Source organism: Psychrobacter sp. JCM 18903 (assembly GCF_000586475.1).
GTDB lineage: Bacteria > Pseudomonadota > Gammaproteobacteria > Pseudomonadales > Moraxellaceae > Psychrobacter.
Window position 1 is genome coordinate 1 of the sequence record NZ_BAWJ01000031.1, and the last position, 19822, is coordinate 19822.

18 protein-coding genes and 3 pseudogenes are annotated in these 19822 nt (G+C 41.9%); 16 read left to right on the plus strand and 5 right to left on the minus strand.

The genetic code is table 11. The features are described 5' to 3' along the window. Positions 1-222 (plus strand): hypothetical protein (locus TT12_RS14100; RefSeq protein ID WP_045456057.1); only part of this gene is annotated, 222 nt, incomplete at its 5' end. Between the two features lie 140 nt (positions 223-362). Here TT12_RS14100 and TT12_RS14105 read toward each other — a convergent pair. Then, a complete protein-coding gene (locus TT12_RS14105; RefSeq protein WP_243443744.1) occupies positions 363-1841 on the minus strand; it encodes a YihY family inner membrane protein in 1479 nt (492 codons plus the stop codon). 486 nt (positions 1842-2327) lie between these two features. On the opposite strand from TT12_RS14105, the gene wrbA reads away from it, so the two are divergent. The 3 genes from wrbA (at position 2328) to TT12_RS18945 (ending at position 3483) form a co-directional block, all read left to right on the plus strand. Beyond that, on the plus strand, positions 2328-2945 hold the full coding sequence (gene wrbA, locus TT12_RS14110) for an NAD(P)H:quinone oxidoreductase (protein ID WP_045456063.1): 618 nt from the start codon (positions 2328-2330) through the stop codon (positions 2943-2945). Between the two features lie 62 nt (positions 2946-3007). After that, on the plus strand, positions 3008-3229 hold the full coding sequence (locus TT12_RS18940; protein WP_306304356.1) for a hypothetical protein: 222 nt from the start codon (positions 3008-3010) through the stop codon (positions 3227-3229). Next, positions 3229-3483 carry a hypothetical protein gene (locus TT12_RS18945; protein WP_306304357.1) on the plus strand — a complete coding sequence of 85 codons (255 nt, stop codon included), beginning with the start codon at positions 3229-3231 and terminating at the stop codon, positions 3481-3483. The genes TT12_RS18940 and TT12_RS18945 overlap by 1 nt, the downstream gene beginning before the upstream one ends. Positions 3484-3570: 87 nt before the next feature. Here the strand turns inward: TT12_RS18945 and TT12_RS14120 are convergent, their stop codons facing one another. Continuing rightward, on the minus strand, positions 3571-4341 hold the full coding sequence (locus TT12_RS14120) for a DUF3108 domain-containing protein (RefSeq protein ID WP_045446684.1): 771 nt from the start codon (positions 4339-4341) through the stop codon (positions 3571-3573). Positions 4342-4879: 538 nt separating this feature from the next. On the opposite strand from TT12_RS14120, the gene TT12_RS14125 reads away from it, so the two are divergent. The 4 genes from TT12_RS14125 (at position 4880) to TT12_RS19495 (ending at position 9121) form a co-directional block, all read left to right on the plus strand. After that, positions 4880-5173 (plus strand): co-chaperone GroES, encoded by a 294-nt coding sequence (locus tag TT12_RS14125; protein ID WP_041757514.1) that lies wholly within the window; start codon positions 4880-4882, stop codon positions 5171-5173. Positions 5174-5278: 105 nt separating this feature from the next. Then, positions 5279-6928, plus strand: a complete 1650-nt coding sequence (groL, locus tag TT12_RS14130; protein WP_045456067.1) for a chaperonin GroEL — start codon at positions 5279-5281, stop codon at positions 6926-6928. A 569-nt stretch (positions 6929-7497) separates the two neighbouring features. Continuing rightward, on the plus strand, positions 7498-8850 hold the full coding sequence (locus TT12_RS14135; RefSeq protein ID WP_045456070.1) for a glucosamine inositolphosphorylceramide transferase family protein: 1353 nt from the start codon (positions 7498-7500) through the stop codon (positions 8848-8850). Beyond that, complete coding sequence (locus tag TT12_RS19495; protein WP_502685191.1) at positions 8744-9121, plus strand: glucosamine inositolphosphorylceramide transferase family protein; 378 nt, start codon at positions 8744-8746, stop codon at positions 9119-9121. Before TT12_RS14135 ends, TT12_RS19495 begins: the two co-directional genes overlap by 107 nt. Before the next feature lie 95 nt (positions 9122-9216). Here TT12_RS19495 and yaaA read toward each other — a convergent pair. Next, a pseudogene (yaaA, locus tag TT12_RS14140) lies at positions 9217-10015 on the minus strand (peroxide stress protein YaaA). Between the two features lie 483 nt (positions 10016-10498). Between yaaA and TT12_RS14145 the strand changes: the two are divergent. From TT12_RS14145 to TT12_RS14170, 6 genes and pseudogenes are all read left to right on the plus strand, one after another. Next, entirely contained in the window at positions 10499-11665 is a 1167-nt protein-coding gene (locus TT12_RS14145; RefSeq protein ID WP_045456073.1) for a Re/Si-specific NAD(P)(+) transhydrogenase subunit alpha, read from the plus strand. A 137-nt stretch (positions 11666-11802) separates the two neighbouring features. Continuing rightward, entirely contained in the window at positions 11803-12150 is a 348-nt protein-coding gene (locus TT12_RS14150; RefSeq protein WP_201503029.1) for a proton-translocating transhydrogenase family protein, read from the plus strand. Further along, positions 12147-13546, plus strand: a pseudogene (locus tag TT12_RS14155) (NAD(P)(+) transhydrogenase (Re/Si-specific) subunit beta). The gene TT12_RS14150 and the pseudogene TT12_RS14155 overlap by 4 nt, the downstream one beginning before the upstream one ends. A gap of 179 nt (positions 13547-13725) precedes the next feature. After that, positions 13726-14289 (plus strand): acyl-CoA thioesterase, encoded by a 564-nt coding sequence (locus TT12_RS14160; RefSeq protein WP_045456077.1) that lies wholly within the window; start codon positions 13726-13728, stop codon positions 14287-14289. A 130-nt stretch (positions 14290-14419) separates the two neighbouring features. Continuing rightward, positions 14420-14629, plus strand: a complete 210-nt coding sequence (iscX, locus tag TT12_RS14165; protein ID WP_021812734.1) for a Fe-S cluster assembly protein IscX — start codon at positions 14420-14422, stop codon at positions 14627-14629. 74 nt (positions 14630-14703) lie between these two features. Continuing rightward, positions 14704-15204: a GyrI-like domain-containing protein gene (locus tag TT12_RS14170; RefSeq protein WP_045446712.1), complete on the plus strand. Its 501-nt coding sequence runs from the start codon at positions 14704-14706 to the stop codon at positions 15202-15204. A gap of 90 nt (positions 15205-15294) precedes the next feature. On the opposite strand, the pseudogene dapE reads toward TT12_RS14170, so the two are convergent. Further along, a pseudogene (gene dapE / locus TT12_RS14175) lies at positions 15295-16508 on the minus strand (succinyl-diaminopimelate desuccinylase). A 95-nt stretch (positions 16509-16603) separates the two neighbouring features. Then, complete coding sequence (locus tag TT12_RS14180; protein ID WP_207804104.1) at positions 16604-17368, minus strand: 2OG-Fe(II) oxygenase; 765 nt, start codon at positions 17366-17368, stop codon at positions 16604-16606. A 128-nt stretch (positions 17369-17496) separates the two neighbouring features. Here TT12_RS14180 and TT12_RS14185 point away from each other — a divergent pair, with 128 nt between their 5' ends. Further along, positions 17497-18372, plus strand: coding sequence for a 23S rRNA (adenine(2030)-N(6))-methyltransferase RlmJ (locus tag TT12_RS14185; RefSeq protein ID WP_045446718.1), 876 nt, complete (start codon positions 17497-17499; stop codon positions 18370-18372). Positions 18373-18414: 42 nt separating this feature from the next. Next, positions 18415-19317, plus strand: a complete 903-nt coding sequence (gene pssA, locus TT12_RS14190; RefSeq protein WP_227678926.1) for a CDP-diacylglycerol--serine O-phosphatidyltransferase — start codon at positions 18415-18417, stop codon at positions 19315-19317. The last annotated feature ends 505 nt before the right edge of the window (positions 19318-19822 follow it).

Genomic DNA, 19822 nt, shown 5'->3' on the forward strand with positions numbered 1-19822 from the left:
GCTGGCGGCTTAATAGGCGTACTTGGCTCAAGTGGCGTAGCAGGAAGACTCGTTACTGGTGGTTTAACAGGCGGCGTTTCTACTGGTAGATTAACGGTTGGTGGTACAAGTGATGATGTGCTGCCATCACCTTCACCACAAGCAGAAAGCATAATGGATACGACACATATGCTTAGCGCTTTTACTGGAAATGCTATTGTATTTTTCAATTTATTGCCCTAATAATAGTTTAAGGCAATATAACAGCTGTGTTAGCATCTCGTACGACTTTTGTTCGATATATAATAATAAGTTATATTACAACCTATAGTGAAAACTAATTTTTATTATTCAATATGCCTCATTCGTTACTAACGCTTTTCTTAATTCGTCTTTGGGTTATCTGATTCAGTAATGATATCGTCTTTATAATTAAAGAGATTACCATTGATTTTAATTTGAGAGTCATTCAAATCTTTAGGAATAAGAATCTCATTGTCCCGCTCATCGCATTCAATATCACTGTCTTTATCATAAGCTATTGGGTCAAAGTGTGGGGTGTCTTTGATCGGCTCATTCTTGTCTAATGCTGCAGTGGTCGCCGAGGTTTTTCTAAATAAATTTGATTGACCGCCTTTGATGCCTTTTCCATTAGAATCAGCTTTTTTACGTGGCTCACTATTGGCAAAAATAGCATTTAATGGTAGATCTAACTGTTGCTTGGCATAAGCTTCCGTATTCTCAAAACGATTGACTAGCAAGCTAAGCCAAGGTTTTTGATCCTCTGGCCCCATCTCATCTAGCTCATCTTTGATAGGCAAGGGGTAAGGTAGCGTGCGATAAAAATCCCATAATGTCATTTTGCTCAAATCTCTCTTGAGCACATAATCATTATCTTCAGTCATGGTGATTAAATTGCTGTCTTGCAGATAATTAATATAGGTATACCATTTTGGTAGCTCTTTGCGTCCTAGCACGTTCCGTAGCGCTTGTTCGCTTACCGCTTCGCCTTTTAAATGATGGGTATAAACGAGGTTTAGCATATCGAGCAAACTTAGGAGGGGGTGGCGTGGATAGACCTCTTCAGTCTCAAAAATCGTCAAGGTATAGCTAATCTCAACACCTAATAGAATTAAATTCCAAGACAAATATATCCATAATAAGAAGATGGGCAGTGCCGCAAAAGCTCCGTAAATCGCTTCATAACTGGTGAAGTTTGCCATTACTGTACCAAACAGGTGCTTCATCAGCTCGAATACGATAGCGACGAAGAGACCAGCAATGGCTGCATTTTTCGCGGGTACGCGTGCTTTTGGAATGAACCAGTACATACCAATAAAGCCTGCGACAGTGATACCAATGGATACGGCTTGTACCCAAAAAGACCAGTCAATGCCATAACCAGCGATTTGTCGATTTAAAAAACTCAAACTTTGTACCGCGCTTGAAGCAAGAAATGCCGTACCCAGTACTAACGGTCCTAACGTGACGATGGTCCAATAGCGCAGCATACTTTTCATACCGCCAGAGCGATTTTCTACCCGCCAGATTTGGTTAAAAGCGCGTTCGATGGTTGTTAACGTCATAATGGTCGTAAAAAATAACACCATTGCCCCAATGATGGTTAGATTTGAGGATTTTTCAGCGAAGCTATTGATATACTCACTGACCTGCATACTTGATTGTGGTAGCAAGTTACTATAAATCACTTCATATATCTGTGCTCTAACGGACGCAAGTGCGGGTACAGAAGATAGGATCATCAATAGGACGGTTAGGACGGGTACAATTGATAACATAGTCGTGTAGGTCAGCGATGCCGCTTTTTGCTGGCAATTGTCTTCAAAAAAGTGCCGAGTCAAGAATCGTAAGAATTGAAACCAGTGTTGATGTAAAAACGGGATTTTTTTGATAAATTTTCCATATCGACCATTTAGCAGGTGTTTGAGTGACAGTAGTGTAACAAAGATATGCTGTTACCATCTGCGGTTTAATTGTGTCAAAATGCATAGCAGCAACCTCTCTAGCAGGTTATTAGCGACAATGTGTACCAAGGCTGTTTGCATGTCGGTGAATGACTGGGGCATAATATATGCCTATATTGCGGTATCTGTCACAGATTATGTATATAGTCATCCCACTATAAAATTATTACAGCGTTAACCTCGCTTGAAGTATTAAATATACATCTACACTCGGTTGCCTTGTACTAGTACTATTTTTAAATTGAATCGACTATAGCTACATAATCAGTAAGGCTTTACGCTAAAGAAATAGACTGCATAGAAGCTGTTGTAGGTGATTAGAATCAACAATAACATTAATGGTTTTATGAGGAAGTATTGCTAATGAGTCAGACCGCCCCTTATGTTTTGGTGCTCTATTATTCAAATTACGGTACGACTAAGACATTGGCTTATGCTATCGCTCAAGGTATTGAGGATGCTGGTATGACAGCCCGTATCCGTACTGTACCAACGGTTGCACCCGAGACCACATCGAGCAAGCCTGCAATACCTGATGAAGGTGACTTGTATTGCACTATGGACGATCTAAAAGACTGTATGGGTTTGGCGCTTGGTAGCCCGACGCACTTCGGTAATATGGCTGCTCCCATGAAATATTTTTGGGACAATACGGTCACTATTTGGCTGGCAGGTAATTTACAGAACAAACCTGCTGCTGTATTTACTGCCACTGGCTCGATGCATGGCGGGCAGGAGACAACGTTGTTGACCATGATGTTACCGCTGATGCATCACGGCATGATCCTTGTTGGTGTGCCTTATGCTGAGCCTGCGCTTAATCGTACTCATCGTGGTGGCTCGCCTTATGGTGCCAGCCACGTGAGTGGGGCGTTGCATGATCAACCTGTCTCAGCAGATGAGCGCGAGTTGGCTATTGCCCAAGGTCGTCGCTTGGCTATTAGTGCTACTGCATTGGCGCAAGCTAACTGGACACACTAAGTGGATTTTTATAGCATGCAACGTCTTATATAACGCTATTAATTAGGAAATAAATATATCTAATGGTCACAAACCGCTCCGATAGTGAGATAAGCGCACCAGCCAAAAAATCTGCCAAAGCTGCTAAGCTTAAAAAGCCAATTACGCCCATTCGTCAGCGCTTGATGGTGACTTGGCTGATTTGGTTGGTTTATAGACTGCTTGGGCTACCTATTTTTATCAATGTTTTTAATCCCAGTAGTCCTGATATCATTGGCGGTATCGCCTGGCAAGCATTATGCTAGTGCCAGCATTTATTTTGACGCCCGCGATACTACGGGGTCGTTCGCCATATGTGCTATTGATAGGCAGTATGCTTACCTTGGTTTATTTGGGGGCGAGTGGTGTGGTGCTGTTTACCCGCGTTTACGGCAGCAGTTGGGCAGAGATAGTGGTTTATCTGCTTGATTTTGTCTTATTACTGGCAATCAATATTTGGTTATTTATTCTACTAAAGCGTCTTCCTTCAATGAACAACGTCGTTAAGCAGCCACGTTAGTTGATTTAGCGAAGATTGAGACAAAAAAGCGGCGCTCTATTTAGAGTGCCGCTTTTTTATGCTATTTCTGCTTATTTAATAAAAAGCTTAATTTACTTTGGTTAATTCTAAATCCATCTTTTTGCCATCATTAATTTGGCTAACTTTTACTGGTAGGTAATCTAAGCTTGGTGCCAGCCAAAAACTGGTAGAACGACTATTGTCATCGTGGATACGGTCGACACGTACGGTATCAAATGTGCCAGCTGGAACGGTAATCTTGGTGTTACCAGATTTTTTGAAAGGGGTTTTCTCTATTTTGTCTTTTTTCGCCATGTAATAGTTGCCAGAGAATTTACCGTTCAATAAATCTTGGCGAATTTGTACTTCCAAACTTAAATCATCAAAAGCTTGTTGTGCCATGTTCATGGTCGTCGATTTGCCTTTATAGTTACTCACCACCTTTTTACTGCTTGGATTGAAGTCTAATTTGTGCGTACGACCAACGCCTAATAGCTTATAAGTAGTGCTGGCTTGAGTCGGAATGACATTATTACCGTTGATGGTAAAAGTGCTGTTTTGCGAAGCACTTGCAACACCTGCCACCCGAGCATTGACGTTATATTTCCAAGTGTTGCCAGATTTGTTAAGCGTGCGAGTAGCCGTACCTTTATATTTGTCTTCAACCGTAAAGCTGTAGTTGGCGCTTGAAGGTTCGATATTCTTTGCGCTGGCAAGGGTAGGTGCAGTCATACTTATCGCTCCAATCGTAGCAATACTGGCCCCAGTGGTTAGGGCGGTTAAAAACTTAGACTTGCTACGTTTAGTATTATTAGTATCGGTTGTTAATGACTTTTGATCGTTTGATAAAAAACTCATGGACATTCCTTAATCGCTATTTATGGCATTGCTTATAACTATTGTTATTTTCTCAAGGACTATAATGGTCATGTTCTGCTATCTTTTCAAGAGTGCCAGCTGTCCCTGTGGTGTTGCTATTGTAGCCAAGGTTGCTGGCATCGAGCGCGATATCATCAGGCGTCACTTGCTGTAACTTGAGTAAGCAGGAGTAAGTTAATCGGTCAGTTGTAAATGATATGCGGTAACTTATCGGTGCTGAAATTTAGCACTTATATGGCTGCTTTTAAAATCTTGCTAAGGCCTTTAATACGGTGCAATTCAATCAAATGACTGTTCATAAACGTCATTACCAACTAAATAATCCACGATATGCAAAATTCTTGTAAATTTTTGGGCTTTACACTTGAAGCTAACTCACTTTGCCCCCACTTTTTGATACAAGCTCAAAGCTTATCTTTAGAATGCTGTTTTAGGCAGTAACGCCTATAGATATTGGTATTGAGACCATTAATTTAAATAAACCCTTACTGCAAATAACCAAATTATTGGAGACATATTGATGAATATTCGTCCTTTACATGATCGCATCGTTGTCCGCCGCATAGAAGAAGAAACAAAAACGGCTGGTGGTATCTTGCTTCCTGGTTCTGCTCAAGAAAAACCGTCACAAGGTGAAGTGCTAGCAACTGGTAACGGTCAGATTCGTGACAACGGCGAAACTCGCGCGTTAGATGTAAAAACTGGCGACAAAGTCTTGTTCGGTCAATATGCTGGTCAAACCGTGAAAGTTGACGGCGAAGAACTATTGATTATGAAAGAATCTGATGTATTGGGTGTGTTAGAAGGCTAGTCCTTTTTGAGTATTTTTATACTCAGCGCATTTTGACAACATTATTGAAAAATCATTGAAACATTTAATTGCATTCTCATACTTATAATAGTGGAGTAATTTAACATGGCAAAAGACGTAAAATTCGGCATTGATGCCCGTAAACAAATGATGGACGGTGTAAACGTTCTAGCAAACGCCGTACGCGTAACTTTAGGTCCTAAAGGTCGTAACGTGGTGATCGATAAATCATTTGGCGCGCCTACCATCACTAAAGATGGTGTTTCGGTTGCCAAAGAAATCGAGCTTGAGAACAAATTTGAAAACATGGGCGCTCAATTGGTCCGTGAAGTGGCTAGCCGCACAAATGATGTCGCTGGTGATGGCACGACGACTGCGACTGTATTGGCGCAATCTATCTTGCAAGAAGGCATGAAATCTGTTGCCGCTGGCATGAACCCAATGGATCTAAAACGCGGTATCGATAAAGCGGTTCGTGCAGCTGTTGAGCAAATTCATTTGCTAGCTACACCAGCTGACGATTCAAAAGCGATTGCCCAAGTTGGTTCTATCTCTGCCAACTCAGACACCAAAATCGGTGAGCTAATTGCTCAAGCGATGGAAAAAGTCGGTAAGCAAGGCGTTATCACCGTTGAAGAAGGTTCAAGCTTCGAAGATACCTTAGAAGTTGTCGAAGGTATGCAGTTTGACCGTGGTTATATCAGCCCGTACTTTGCGAACAAGCAAGACAGCTTAACCGCTGAGTTTGAAAACCCATATATCTTGTTGGTTGATAAAAAAATCAGCAATATTCGTGAAATCGTGCCATTACTTGAGCAAGTGATGCAGCAGAGCAAGCCATTGCTAATCATCGCTGAAGACGTAGAAAACGAAGCTTTGGCGACATTGGTTGTCAACAACATGCGTGGTGGCTTGAAAACTTGTGCCGTTAAAGCACCAGGTTTCGGCGATCGTCGTAAAGCAATGCTAGAAGATATTGCAACGCTAACTGGCGGTACAGTAATCTCTGAAGAGATTGGTCTAAGTTTAGAGACTGCTACTCTTGAGCAACTTGGTACGGCTAAAAAAGTCACTGTCGGTAAAGAAAATACCGTAATCGTTGATGGCGCTGGTAACTCTGCTGACATCGAAAATCGTGTTGAATCTATCAAACGTCAAGTTGAAGAATCAACGTCTGACTACGACAAAGAAAAGCTTCAAGAGCGTATGGCTAAACTTGCTGGCGGCGTTGCCGTTATCAAAGTTGGCGCTGCGACTGAAACTGAAATGAAAGAGAAGAAAGATCGTGTTGACGATGCGCTACATGCGACTCGTGCCGCGGTTGAAGAAGGCGTTGTACCTGGCGGCGGTGTTGCCTTAGTTCGTGCAATGAATGCATTGTCTGAGCTACGTGGCGATAACGATGACCAAAACGCGGGTATCAATATCTTACGTCGCGCAATGGAAGCCCCATTACGTCAAATCGTCACCAACGCTGGCGAAGAAGCATCAGTGGTAGTCAACGAAGTGAAGAGTGGCAGCGGTAACTACGGTTACAACGCAGCTTCTAGCGAATACGGCGATATGCTAGAGATGGGTATTCTTGATCCAGCTAAAGTAGCTCGTTCAGCGCTAGAAAATGCAGCATCTGTAGCTGGCTTAATGCTAACGACCGAAGTCATGATTACTGATTTGCCACAAGGTGATGACGGTATGGCTGGCATGGGCGGTGCTGGTGGAATGGGCGGTATGGGTGGAATGGGCGGCATGATGTAATTTTACTTCTGCTACAAAGCGATTTCTTTTCGTCAGATGCGCTCAATGTACAACAGGTACTATTTTTGCGCATCTTCCTCGACAAATCGCTTTTCGCTAGAAGTATGATTTTGTCATAACGTTTATTTGATCATTAGAAGCTCTGTTATCGGAAGATAGCAGGGCTTTTTTTTGCCTAATTTTTATAGCGCTACTCATTGATATATGAGGTATTCATAGTTTTATATGCATTCATTCGATAGTGTTGGATAAGTGTTTTATGCTTGGAAAGGTTGCCAATTGACAGACATAGTGAGGGCGTTGCAGTTTCCCAGACTCAGTGGTGACACTCTACCTACTATTTACTCATGGTCTTTGATACATCCCAAAGATTTCAACAAGTACAATGCCAATTAGATCAACAAAATCGACCTGACATTATCAAGAGCATTGAATATATAAAGTTTTTTTATATATGTTATTATTTAAATATAATTAATAAATATAATCAATGGACTGATACTTTATCAAAGGACAATTGAGCACGTGTTAAGGCTGCCCAGCCACAAACTCTTGTGCAATTCAAGGTGATGATGATGAAAAAAATTAGGCTTGGAATTCTTGTAGAAGAGGAAACATTGCCATGGTATAAGTTCAAACCATTAAAATCTCTCGTCGATGAAGGCAAGGTTGAGGTTTGTATTGCTGTCCAACGGGATAAAAAACAAGCATCTCACATGTCTCGTCTGTCCAAAGTTATTCCTTCCATTAATCAAAAGTTATTTTCTTTTCTTTCTCGAAATAAGAGTAATACCAAGTGTTATTCTATTCATGACTTGGTGGCTAATGGTACGATGCCCATCGTAATATCAGTAGTAAATCAGGATAAAATTTATGATGAGATTGAGGATTCAGTGATTGAGAAACTTGAAGCCGCCAATCTAGATTATCTGGTCAAATTTGGTTTTCGAACCTTAGCAGGGAGAATTCTGAGTGTTTCAAAAAAAGGTATTCTGTTATTTCGTTACGGCGATGAAACCAAACAAAGACACGGATCAGCATTATATTGGCAGTTTGCCGAACAATGGGAGAATAGCGTAGTCACGCTACATCTGTTAAATGAGCATCTTAATGGTGATAAAGTCGTTGGGAGAGGGTATGGTTCTTTATTTTACTGGGATTATAATTTAACTGAGCATAAATTAAATGGTGTCGCAGCATCGATATTGTATTGGTATTTCCATAAAAATAAAATTGGCGTCAAAAGTGGAAATTCGACGAATTCAATGCTTGACGATGCAATTTACGAACAACCCCAACAACTGACTGCCATACGGCATTTGATGAGTTTTTTTAAAAACTATACGATAAAGACTTTCTATAAGAGTCTTTATCACAATAACTGGAGTATTTTGATTGGTTCTATTGATCAGTCGATGCAAACATACACTGAGCTATTGCCTGAAAAAGGATGTTTTTGGGCTGACCCTTTTTATATTGAGCGAGATTCAAGGCGTTATATATTTTTTGAGAGCTTAAACTACAAAGAAGGTATCGGCCGTATAGAGTGGGTGGAACTGGATGAGCACCATCAAGTTATCAATTCTGGACCAGTCGATTTAGGTATTAGCTCTCATTTAAGCTTTCCTAATGTATTCGAGCATGAAGACGCTGTATATATGATTCCAGAAGCGGCCAAGACCAATTGTATTAACCTATTAAAAGCGACGGATTTTCCGCAGAAGTGGGAAAAAGTTCATGAGTTGGTGTCTGGAGTTCAGGCAGCAGATAGTGCCGTTATTGAGCACAATGGCTTATGGTATCTTTTTACCACGCATGGTTCAATTTCAGTCCTTACGATGGATTTGGAATTGCATATTTATACGTCTGATAAGTTGGAGTCAGATAACTGGACCATTCATCTCGGCGCCTTTAAAAATTGACGTGCGTGGGTCACGATTAGCAGGTGCATTATTTAAGAGAGATGGTCAGCTGTTTCGTACGGCTCAAGATGGCACTATTAGGTATGGGCGTAGAGTGGCTTTGTATCTGGTAGAAGAGTTGACACCGACATCTTACAAAGAAACCTTTGTGCGTTATATCGAACCAATTGGGAAAACGAGATCGATCGTCTCCATACCTATAACGTATATGATCAAACTGTCGTACTTGATGTCTCAAGAGATAAATTGCGTTTTACTGTATAATCATTGAGCATTTTTACGGCAACTGGTGATAATATTCTGTCGAAAAACCCCGATAGGCTCAGCTTATCGGGGTTTATTTATATTTTAGATATGTTTTTAAAACTACTGACTGGCTGCATCCCGTCTAAACGTCCACGTTTTATCATCAGAAGCCTCTTCACAGTAATAATATCCTGCCAAATTAAACTGCTTTAGCTGCTCAGCATTGCTAAGCTTATTATCAGCAGCATACTTCACCATCAGTCCGCGTGCTTTTTTGGCATAGAAGCTAATCACTTTGTATTGACCATTCTTTTCATCTTCAAATCGTGGCGTGATAACTTCCGCATTCAGCGCTTTCTTCTTGACCACTTTGAAATATTCATTTGACGCCAGATTAATCAAAATCTTATCATCACTATCCACCATACGTGCATTAATAATGGCAGTTACTTTCTCGTCCCAAACTCATAAAGGTTATCGCCACGTTCATTTTTCAGTTTGGTACCCATCTCTAAACGATAGGGTTGAATTAAATCGAGCGGTTTCAGTACGCCATATAATCCAGACAAGATACCCAGATGCTTATTGACGTAAATGGCGCTGTCTTTATCCATATGATACATATCAAGTCCAGTATAAACATCGCCATCGAATAAATAACCTGCAGGTTTGGCATTGCCTAAAGTAAAGGCTTATCGTTGCTCCAACGCCACTCTTGATTGCGCTTGGCATTGAGCTGTGCCAAATCGTCAGAGATACTCATCAGCTCTTGCAAATCAATCGGTTCTTTTGATTTTAAGTTTTTCATCAATGCTTGCGCATGTTCGATGAGCTCTGGCTGACTATAATATTTGTCTAAGTTCACTGGCACCGCATCTTTCTCATTTAAAGATTTGGCAGGGGAAAGTAAAAAATACATCGTCATTCCTTATTATAGTGAGTCAATGGGTATTCTATTTATGTATCAAGTTTTCTTATTATACGATATGCAGCATTGTATCTTGACCTACCCGTCGTTATTTCGTGTTTTTTAACGTTACTCTTAAAAAGGACAGATATTTAAGTGATATAAGCCGATAGCTTGTCAAGTCTAGCGTTTAATTGAAAAGGAAAAATTTTTAATATAACAATAAAAGTTATGCAGATGGTGTAAATGCCTAACTTTTTATTTTACTTGTGGGTCATCATTAGGCAATGAAAGTTGGCAGATGATGTCTCTATAATAAAAAGGCATGATGGCAAAGTCGCTATCATTTCTTAAATTGATAATCTTTGGTCATGATGCTGAACCAACCAGGACCAAAGGTTTTTTTGTCCCCTGTGCTTTTTAAATATGCGTTGAGGGTGTTAAAGGTAGTCGTGAGACGTAAGTATAGTCATTAGACGTAAGTAAGGAGACGGTATGAAAATCGGTGTAATCAGTGCAGATATCGCGAGCGAGAGCCGTGTAGCGATAACCCCAGACGCAGTCAAAAAATTGCGTAAGCTTGGGTTTGAAGTCGTCATACAGTCAGGTGCAGGTCAAGCGGCATATTATGCGGATGAGTTATATCAGGCTGCAGGTGCCGATATTGCCAGCAGCAGCGCCGAGGTAATCACACAGTCTCAAATTATTACCACCGTTAATGACTTACCAGCTGAAGCTATTGAAAGCTTAACGTCAGGTCAGATTGTCATTGGCATGCTTGACCCATATCGTAATACTCAGCTTGACACTTATGCGACCAAAGGTGTCACTGCCTTTGCGATGGAACTTTTACCTCGCACATTGTCACGCGCACAGAATATGGATGTCTTGTCATCGCAAGCCAACCTTGCTGGTTACAAAGCAGTATTGCTAGCGGCCAATGAATACTCGCGTCCTTTCCCGATGTTTATGACCTCAGCTGGTACGGTTAAGCCTGCTAAAGTGGTCATCTTAGGCGTTGGGGTTGCTGGCTTGCAAGCGATTGCGACAGCCAAGCGTTTGGGTGCAGTGGTAGAAGCGAGTGATTTACGTCCAACCGCTCGCGAGCAAGTAGAATCATTAGGTGGTAAGTGGCTTGATGTACCGATGAGTGCAGAGGAGGCTGAAACAGCTAAGTCTACCGGTGGTTATGCGTGGACGCCATCAGAGCAATATGTCAAAGACCAAGCCGCTGTCGTCGACAAAGCCCTGAGCAATGCGGATATCGTCATTACTACAGCGCAGATCCCTGGTCGTAACGCTCCTCGTCTGGTGCACGGTGCAACCCTTGCTAAAATGAAGGCGGGTTCCGTATTGATCGATATGGCTGCTGGTACAGGTGGCAACGTCGAAGGCAGTGTGCCTAACGAAACCATTACTACAGACAACGGCGTACGTATCGTTGGTGCTGCCAATATCCCATCGATGCTCGCCGCGCAGTCTTCAGATTTGTATGCCAACAATTTGGTTAACTTTATCACCACATTAATTGCGCCTGCTAGCGATGACGCGTCAGCAAGTGATGCATCAGCTAATTTGGCACTTAAATTAGACATGGAAGACGAGATTCAAGGCGCACTGGCAGTGACACATGACAGTCAGGTACGACTAGCCAAACGCTAGTTTGATGGGCTAAGTTTTTACAGCTTGTCATCACAACATTGTTACCACTAACGTTGTCACCACACATTTGCCAGTAACGAATAAATTTTTAGGAGGATTAGATGATTGCCACTATTTTAGCGCCAGCTGGTGCGGCCATGAGTAGCACCCCATTTGTAGCGATTTTTACCGTATTTGTACTCGCTATTTTTGTCGGATATTACGTCGTTTGGGGCGTCACGCCTGCATTGCACACACCATTAATGGCTGTCACCAATGCACTATCGAGTATTGTCATCGTTGGTGCGATGCTACAGACCGTCACCATTGACGGCTCTGTGTTTACACCGACCAGTATCCTTGGTGCTTTTGCCGTATTTTTAGCCAGTATCAATATCTTTGGTGGTTTTGCCGTGACTGAGCGTATGCTTGCGATGTTTAAACCGAAAGTGAAAAAAGCACCCGCTCTTGAAACTGGGACGACTGAAACTGGAGGCGACGCATGAATGATTTCTCAACAATGATTGCGGCAAATGCTGATTGGTTTTATTTAGTAGGCGCTATCCTCTTTGTATTGACCTTGCGTGGTTTGTCTAGCCCTAAGACGGCTATTCGTGGTAACCGCTTTGGTATGGTAGCGATGGCGATTGCGGTCGTCACGACATTCTTCTTAGCAGAAGGCCCTGTCCTTTGGTTAATTATCGGTGCGATGATTTTGGGTGCCCTCGTCGGTATGTGGAAGGCAAAGACGGTTGCGATGACGCAAATGCCAGAAACCGTTGCTTTAATGCATTCATTTGTCGGTTTAGCTGCAGTCGCCATTGCTTGGCAACCGTGCTACATACTGAGCAACAGCATGGCGCCGTTGCCCGAGTTGAGCTGTTTATTGGTTGTTTCATCGGTGCGATTACATTCTCAGCATCCGTCTTTGCTTTCGGTAAATTAGCGGCAAAAAGCTGGGCTAAAACATTGGTTGGCGGCTGGGTAAAACCTGTCCAAGCGCTATTATTCATTGCGATGATTGCTTTCGGTGGCGTGTATTTCGTCACTGACTCATTACCAGCATTTTATGCGATGGCAGTGATTGCCGTGATATTTGGTTGGATGTGGATTGCGCCAATCGGTGGCGGTGATATGCCAGTGGTTGTCTCACTATTGAACTCGTTTTCTGGTTGGGCGGCAGCAGGAATTGGTTTCACCCTCGGCAATTCGATGTTGATTATCGCGGGTTCGTTGGTTGGTTCATCAGGTGCGATTTTATCTTATATCATGTGTAAAGCCATGAACCGCTCATTACTCAACGTCTTATTTGGCGGTATGGGTACAGGAGCTGTAGCAGCAGGCGCTGATGATGGTGCACCTAAAAACTACAAGGCTGGTTCAGCAGAAGATGCTGGGTTCTTAATGGCCAATGCCAGTAGTGTGGTTATTGTTCCGGGTTACGGCATGGCGCAAGGTCGTGCACAGAACGCGGTAAAAGAGCTATATGAGCTGCTAAAAGAAGAAGGCGTGAACGTGCGTTTTGCCATTCATCCAGTCGCTGGTCGTATGCCAGGTCACATGAACGTGCTATTGGCTGAAGCGGACGTACCTTATGATGATATTTTAGAGATGGATGAAATCAACTCAGACTTCGCGAGTACAGATGTTGTTTTGGTTATCGGTGCAAATGATGTGGTAAACCCTTCTGCGAAAGATGATCCAACCTCACCAATCTTTGGTATGCCGATTCTAGAAGTCACTAAAGCCCAAACGGTCATGGTCATCAAGCGCTCAATGAATACGGGTTATGCAGGGCTTGATAATAGCCTGTTCTACATGGATAAAACCATGATGATCTTTGGTGATGCCAAAAAAATGGTCGAAGAGATGGTACGTAGTATCAATGGTGCAGGTCACTAATCTCTAAAGTTAGTTTTTAAATATAAGCTTTTAAATATCCGCTTTTAAATAAAAAAGTCACTGAGGTGGCTTTTTTGCGTTAAGGTACGCTGCATTTATAGCCAGTCACTGTTTATATATTATATACAATAATTTATACCCAATAAGTTTACACAAAATAAGCGTTAAGAGAGTTATTTATGAATATGTTGATACGTTTTTTTATTATGGTCAGTTTGCTAAAACAACAACTTAAGCAGGAATCAATAAGCGAGCGCCTTAGTATTGAGCTCTTGATTGCACCGACGGTTCGTCATTATCGAGTGTTGCCGCATGATATGGGCTTTCGAAATCATCTGCCTAATTATCGTTATTTGTCTTTTATTGAGCTGAACGTTACTCGCTGGCTGATGGCTCACTGTCATCAAAAAGGTATTAAGCCCTTGAATTGGGTTATCGCCATGCAAGAAGTGGTTTATCTGAAAGAAATTAAATTTTTAGATAAAATGACGGTAAGTAGCACGCTTGCGGGCTGGGATAAAAAATACGTTTATTTTGAAACGCGCTTTTTTGTAAAAAACCAGTTGATGGGCGTTGGTATGACTAAGTTTGTATTGACCAATAAAAAAGGCAAATGTGCGCCAGAGATATTGGATATGATAGGTGAGCGGTTGAATGAGGTCATTGATTCTTGGAATCAGCATCAAGTGGCGATTAAATCTGCCAAATCTGCTGAAACGAGTAAAACAACAAGTGCGGCATAACGAACTTGTCTATAATCAGCAGGCGAATTTTGGTAGGATAGCGGTTATTAAGTTGCCAATCAAATCACCAGTCAAATTGACTACTGATTTGATGAGGTGTATAAAAATGATTAAAAGTTAAGGAGCTATCATGACCCCGCAAAAATTAAAATGGACAGACAGCTTAGATATCGCTATTGAGCTGTATGAGAAGTTTCCAGAGACCGACCCGCAGTACATCCGTTTTACTGATTTACATCGCTGGGTGACTGAGCTTGAAGGTTTTGATGATGATCCACAAAAATCAAATGAAGGCATCTTGGAAGCGATTCAAATGAATTGGATTGATGAAGCAGATTAGATTTATACCCTGAAGCGCTATTTTTAATACTATCTCAAATAGAAAACTGAATAAATATATAGGACTTACAGATCATGACGTCACAAATTAAAGAGTTACCTGAAGCAATAACTTGTAAAGGTATTAGCGTTCGTACGACCAATAACGCTGAGATTAGCGAAGACACGGCGAAACTGGGTCGTTTATGGCAAAAGTTTTATCAAAATCATGCCAGTGATCTGCCTAAAGGCGAAGACATTTATGGTGTCTATCATAACTATGAGAGCGATGATTTGGTCGGCGCTTTTGATGTGGTTGCCAGTTGGAAAGTAGCCAGCGAGCAAGAGCCATCAGACAGTGAAAATATGTCTAAGGCTGCAAACCTAGTAACAGTAGATATTCCTGCAGGAAAGTATTTGGTATTCTCTGAGCAGGGTAGAATGCCATACACGGTGATGAATGCTTGGGAAAAGGCTTGGACCTATTTTAATGATCGCAGCTGTGAGCATACCCGAACTTTTGATGTCGATTTTGAGCATTATATCGGTGGTAATCTAGAGTATGGTCAAGTTGATCTCTATATTGGTATTGAGTAAAATTAGTATTGAATAAATCAGTCAAAATAATAAAAAAGCGCCAAGTCTGCTATCAGACTTGGCGCTTTCTTTGCTTACTTCAACGAATGATTAATTTAGTAGCAGGTTCTCTAAAATCCCTTCATAAATCTGCGCAAGCTTGCCTAAGTCATCGACTTCTACCTTTTCGTCAACCTGATGAATCGTCGCATTTCTTACGCCAAGCTCAACGACTTGTGCACCCGTTGGTGCAATAAAGCGTCCATCAGAAGTACCACCTGATGTAGATAGTGTCGTGTCAGTATCGGTTACCTTTTTAATGGCTTTTTGACAGGCAGAAACCAACTTACCTTCAGGGGTCAAAAACGGCTGACCAGATAATTTCCAATGGATATCATAACTGGCCTTACTATTAATAAAGTGTTTGTCAAAGATAGCATGCGTTTTTGCTTTTAGCTCATCTTCAGTCGTTTCCGTTGAAAAGCGGAAGTTGAAGATAACTTTTAACGTCTCAGGAATGACGTTGGTGGCGCCTGTACCGCCATTGATATTAGAGATTTGCAGTGAAGTCGCAGGGAAGTAGTCATTGCCACTATCCCAAGTAGCGGCAGTCAGTTCTGCCAAAGCTGCCATCGTTGCATGAATAGGGTTGCAAGCTAAATGTGGATATGCAACATGACCTTGTTTGCCAGTGACCGTAAGTTCCGCACCCAATGAGCCGCGGCGACCGTTTTTAATGATATCGCCGAGCGTATCCGTGCTCGATGGTTCGCCAACCAAGCAATAGGTGATTTTTTCATTGCGGGCTTCTAAGGTCTCAATGACTTTGACCGTGCCATTAATAGACGGGCCTTCTTCATCTGAGGTGATTAAAAAAGCAATCGAACCATTGTGCTCAGGATAATTAGCGACGAAACGCTCGGCAGCGACGGTAAAAGCCGCAATCCCCGTTTTCATGTCAGCCGCACCGCGAGCCCATAGGTAACCATCAGCGATGGTTGGCGTAAATGGCGGATACGTCCAATTGTTTTCATCACCTGTTGGCACGACGTCGGTATGACCAGCAAAACAGATAACTGGATCAGTGGTACCACGCGCGCCCATAGATTTTTGACTTCTGCATGTTCGCCGCTTTGATCTCTATCGCCAAAATACATAAATTCGCAGTCAAACCCAGCTTGTGATAATCGTTTTGACAAGATATCTTGACAGCCATCATCATCTGGGGTGACGGAGGGACGTTCAAGTAGCGCAATACTTAAATCTAGCGTTTGCTGCTGATGGTTTTCTTGTTGATGGATGGTTTGTTTAGTAAAGTCCGACATGGATAAACCTTTTTATTATAAATTAAGATGATGAATTTTTAAGATTGGCAGCCACGATACAATACAATCAGTCGTTACTCGTTACTCGTTGCTCGCTAATACGTTTTAAATATTGTCTTCAACAAAAGGCACCAAACCATCACGCGCATCCACGTCGAGATAGAGTAACGCTGCCGATGGGCAATTTGCACTTGATGTTGTAGGTCACTGTCAAATATCACCAATCTATTGGCGACAGGCATGACGTTATGATGAACGCCATGTTTATCAATGATTTCTAGTGCGCCGCCGTCAGTTGGTTCCCATTCATCATTGAGATAAAACACCGCAGAGATAACGCGTTCATCACGCCCAGCTGGATTGTCACTATGCCATTGGTAGCCAAACCCCACCGGATAGCAAGCATAATGCGCTTCACTGTGACGAATACCAGCAAATAAACTGCGATTAAATAATCTAGCAAGCGCATTGATACTTTGCAAATAATAAAACCCAGCAAAGAAATTTTCCGTAATCCAGCGGATGCGATCACCGCGAATATCACTAACACGAATCCCAGCTGTCAGCTCTGCGTCACGATAGTCAATAAAACCACTCTCTGCTTGCAAGGCTAACAGCGCTTTCGTTTCAAAGATCTCATCAATAATGATCCAACCATCATCAACGAATAGATCTAGTTGTGTATCAGTCAGCTTATCTTGCCAACTGATATCAAAATCAGACTGTTGTAATACACGCTGAGTCAGTGGTTTTTGGCTTGGGTCATCGCTATGAGGAAACAGTAATGGTGGATTATCTTCTCCTATCGGATGATCAATCACCAACTTTGTCACATCAAGATTGCTAATAATCTCTGTCATTTCGTCTCACTATGGTCAGTTAGCTGGCAATACATAGCCAATCAATGCCTTTTTACCAAACCATCGTTATCTTTTACTCTGCCTATGCTACCATAGATGTAATTTTTCTTATTTAAACTTTTGAGATTATGAACTATAAACACGCCTACCACGCTGGTAACTTTGCTGATGTGGTTAAACACATTTTATTGGTACAACTCCTTAATCAATTGGGGCAAAAAAACAAACCTTTTTATGTGCTTGATGCTTATGGTGGTCGCGGACTGTATTCACTGAGCAGTGAAGAAGCGCGCAAGACAGGTGAGGCCAAAGGTGGTATCCAAGCGTTACTAAATGCCAATACTGACAAGGCACCCGCTGCCGTCAAAGATTATATGGAAGGCATTAAGCAAGCCCGTTTCACTTATGACAATAAAGTCTACCCTGGTTCTCCTTGGTGGGTTGCCCATCATATCGAGAAAAATCCAGATGCGGGCGTGCGCGGTGAAGCTTTTGAAGCCAAAGCTAGCGAATATGATGCGCTAAACTATCAGTTGCACAAGTTACCCATTGGTATACAGCATCGTGACGCCTTTGAAGGTATTACCGCCGTTATTCCACCAAAAGAAAAGCGCGGTCTGATTTTTCTTGATCCGCCTTATGAGCAAGAGCACAAAGATTTTACACGCCTTATAAATTTACTCGTTGCTGCTTATAATAAATGGCCACAAGGCACTTACGCGCTTTGGTTCCCTATTAAGAACGTTGAAGCCGTTGAATTGTTCTATAAAAAACTGAAGCGTACTGAAATGCGCCGCCAGTTGGTTTGTGAGCTGAATATTTATCCAAATGATGTGGCGGTTGGTCTTAACGGTACAGGTTTACTGGTGATCAATCCACCTTGGCAGTTTGATAATCATGCACGTGAGATATTACGCTTCTTACAGCCTGCATTAAAAGTGGCTGATGCTCCAGACTTAACGCCTGATAGCGCAACCAATGTACGCTGGCTAGTCGGCGAATAACCATGTTAGTGAATAACTATGCCGGCAAATAAGGATATTGAGATGACTAACGTGCAATCACCTAAAGATGAATCAAATCATCCGCCTCTAAATGATGGATTGTTACAAGACAGCGCAGCAACCCAGCCGCCCTTTGTTGATGAGCATGATTTCAATATTCGCTTAGCGGATAATGAGAGTTATGATGGCTTGACCTTTGAAGTGATTGAAGCAGAAGTGGCTGAAGGCAAGCGCGTAGTCAGCCGCGGTGTCTATCTAGCACCAAATCTAATTACAACCTTGTCACTGCTATCTGGTTTTTATTCGATTTTGGCCAGTACGCAAGGCGAGTTCTACAAAGCTTCTTTAGCCATCTTTTTGTCCGCTATTCTCGACGGTGCTGATGGACGAGTGGCGCGTATGCTTAATGCGCAAAGCCCGTTTGGCGAGCAATATGATTCGCTTGCCGATATGCTGGCTTTTGGTGTTGCACCAGCGATCTTAGTTTATAGTTTTGCGCTGCAGCCGTTAGGTCGCATTGGCTTGGGGTGTGCGTTTGTCTTTACCGCCTGTGCTGCCTTCCGTCTGGCACGTTTTAACGTTCAGGTCGGTATTGTTGATAAAAAATACTTTGTCGGTTTGGCGAGTCCACTAGCTGCTATATTAGTAACGGCAGCGGTTATGGTCGCTGTCGACCATAATGAATGGGTTGGGCAGTACGATACGGCAGTCATGTTCTTATTTGCTGCTTGGGTGGTGATTTGTGGTTTACTGATGGTTAGTAACGTCAAATACTATAGCTTTAAAGAGTTTGATAAAAAGAAAGTACCTTTTGTGGTTCTAATAATCGGTGTGTTGGTCATGAGTATTGTGCTCTATGACATACCTGTCGGTATTTTAGCCATTGGTATTATCTATGCATTATCGGGTATTGTTACGACGATTAAAGCAAAAGCAAATTTTTAGAATTGACTGTTCGTGTCATATTAAGGAATTTACCGTAGGGTAAGTTCCTTTTTTTATGCGCTTTATATATTAAACTGGCTATCAGTGTATTCATCACGATAAGATAAAGAAGGATCAACTCATTTTTTAGCTAATGATCATTGATAACGGCTCGTTAAAGAAACCCACATGATTGAGATGAAATAAGCATGCTTATTTACGAGCTTACCTCAGCCCAGCGCAAATAAACATATACTACTACCCGATTGAAGCAAAAGTAGCGTCGCCATTCTGCAAATTTAGTCTAATCACCAAGATTATTCAAATTAAGATAAAATAGCCCTTGACTAAAGACTCAAACCCTCTATAATACGCCCTCATCAAGACGAGCTGGAAGCTTTATATGTAAGACACATATAAATAACCCAATTCACTTGAAGAAACAAAACATAAAAAAGCTTGACAAATCAAATCATTATGATAAGATAGTCGGCTCGCTAGATAGCTTGACCTGAAAGGGATTGAG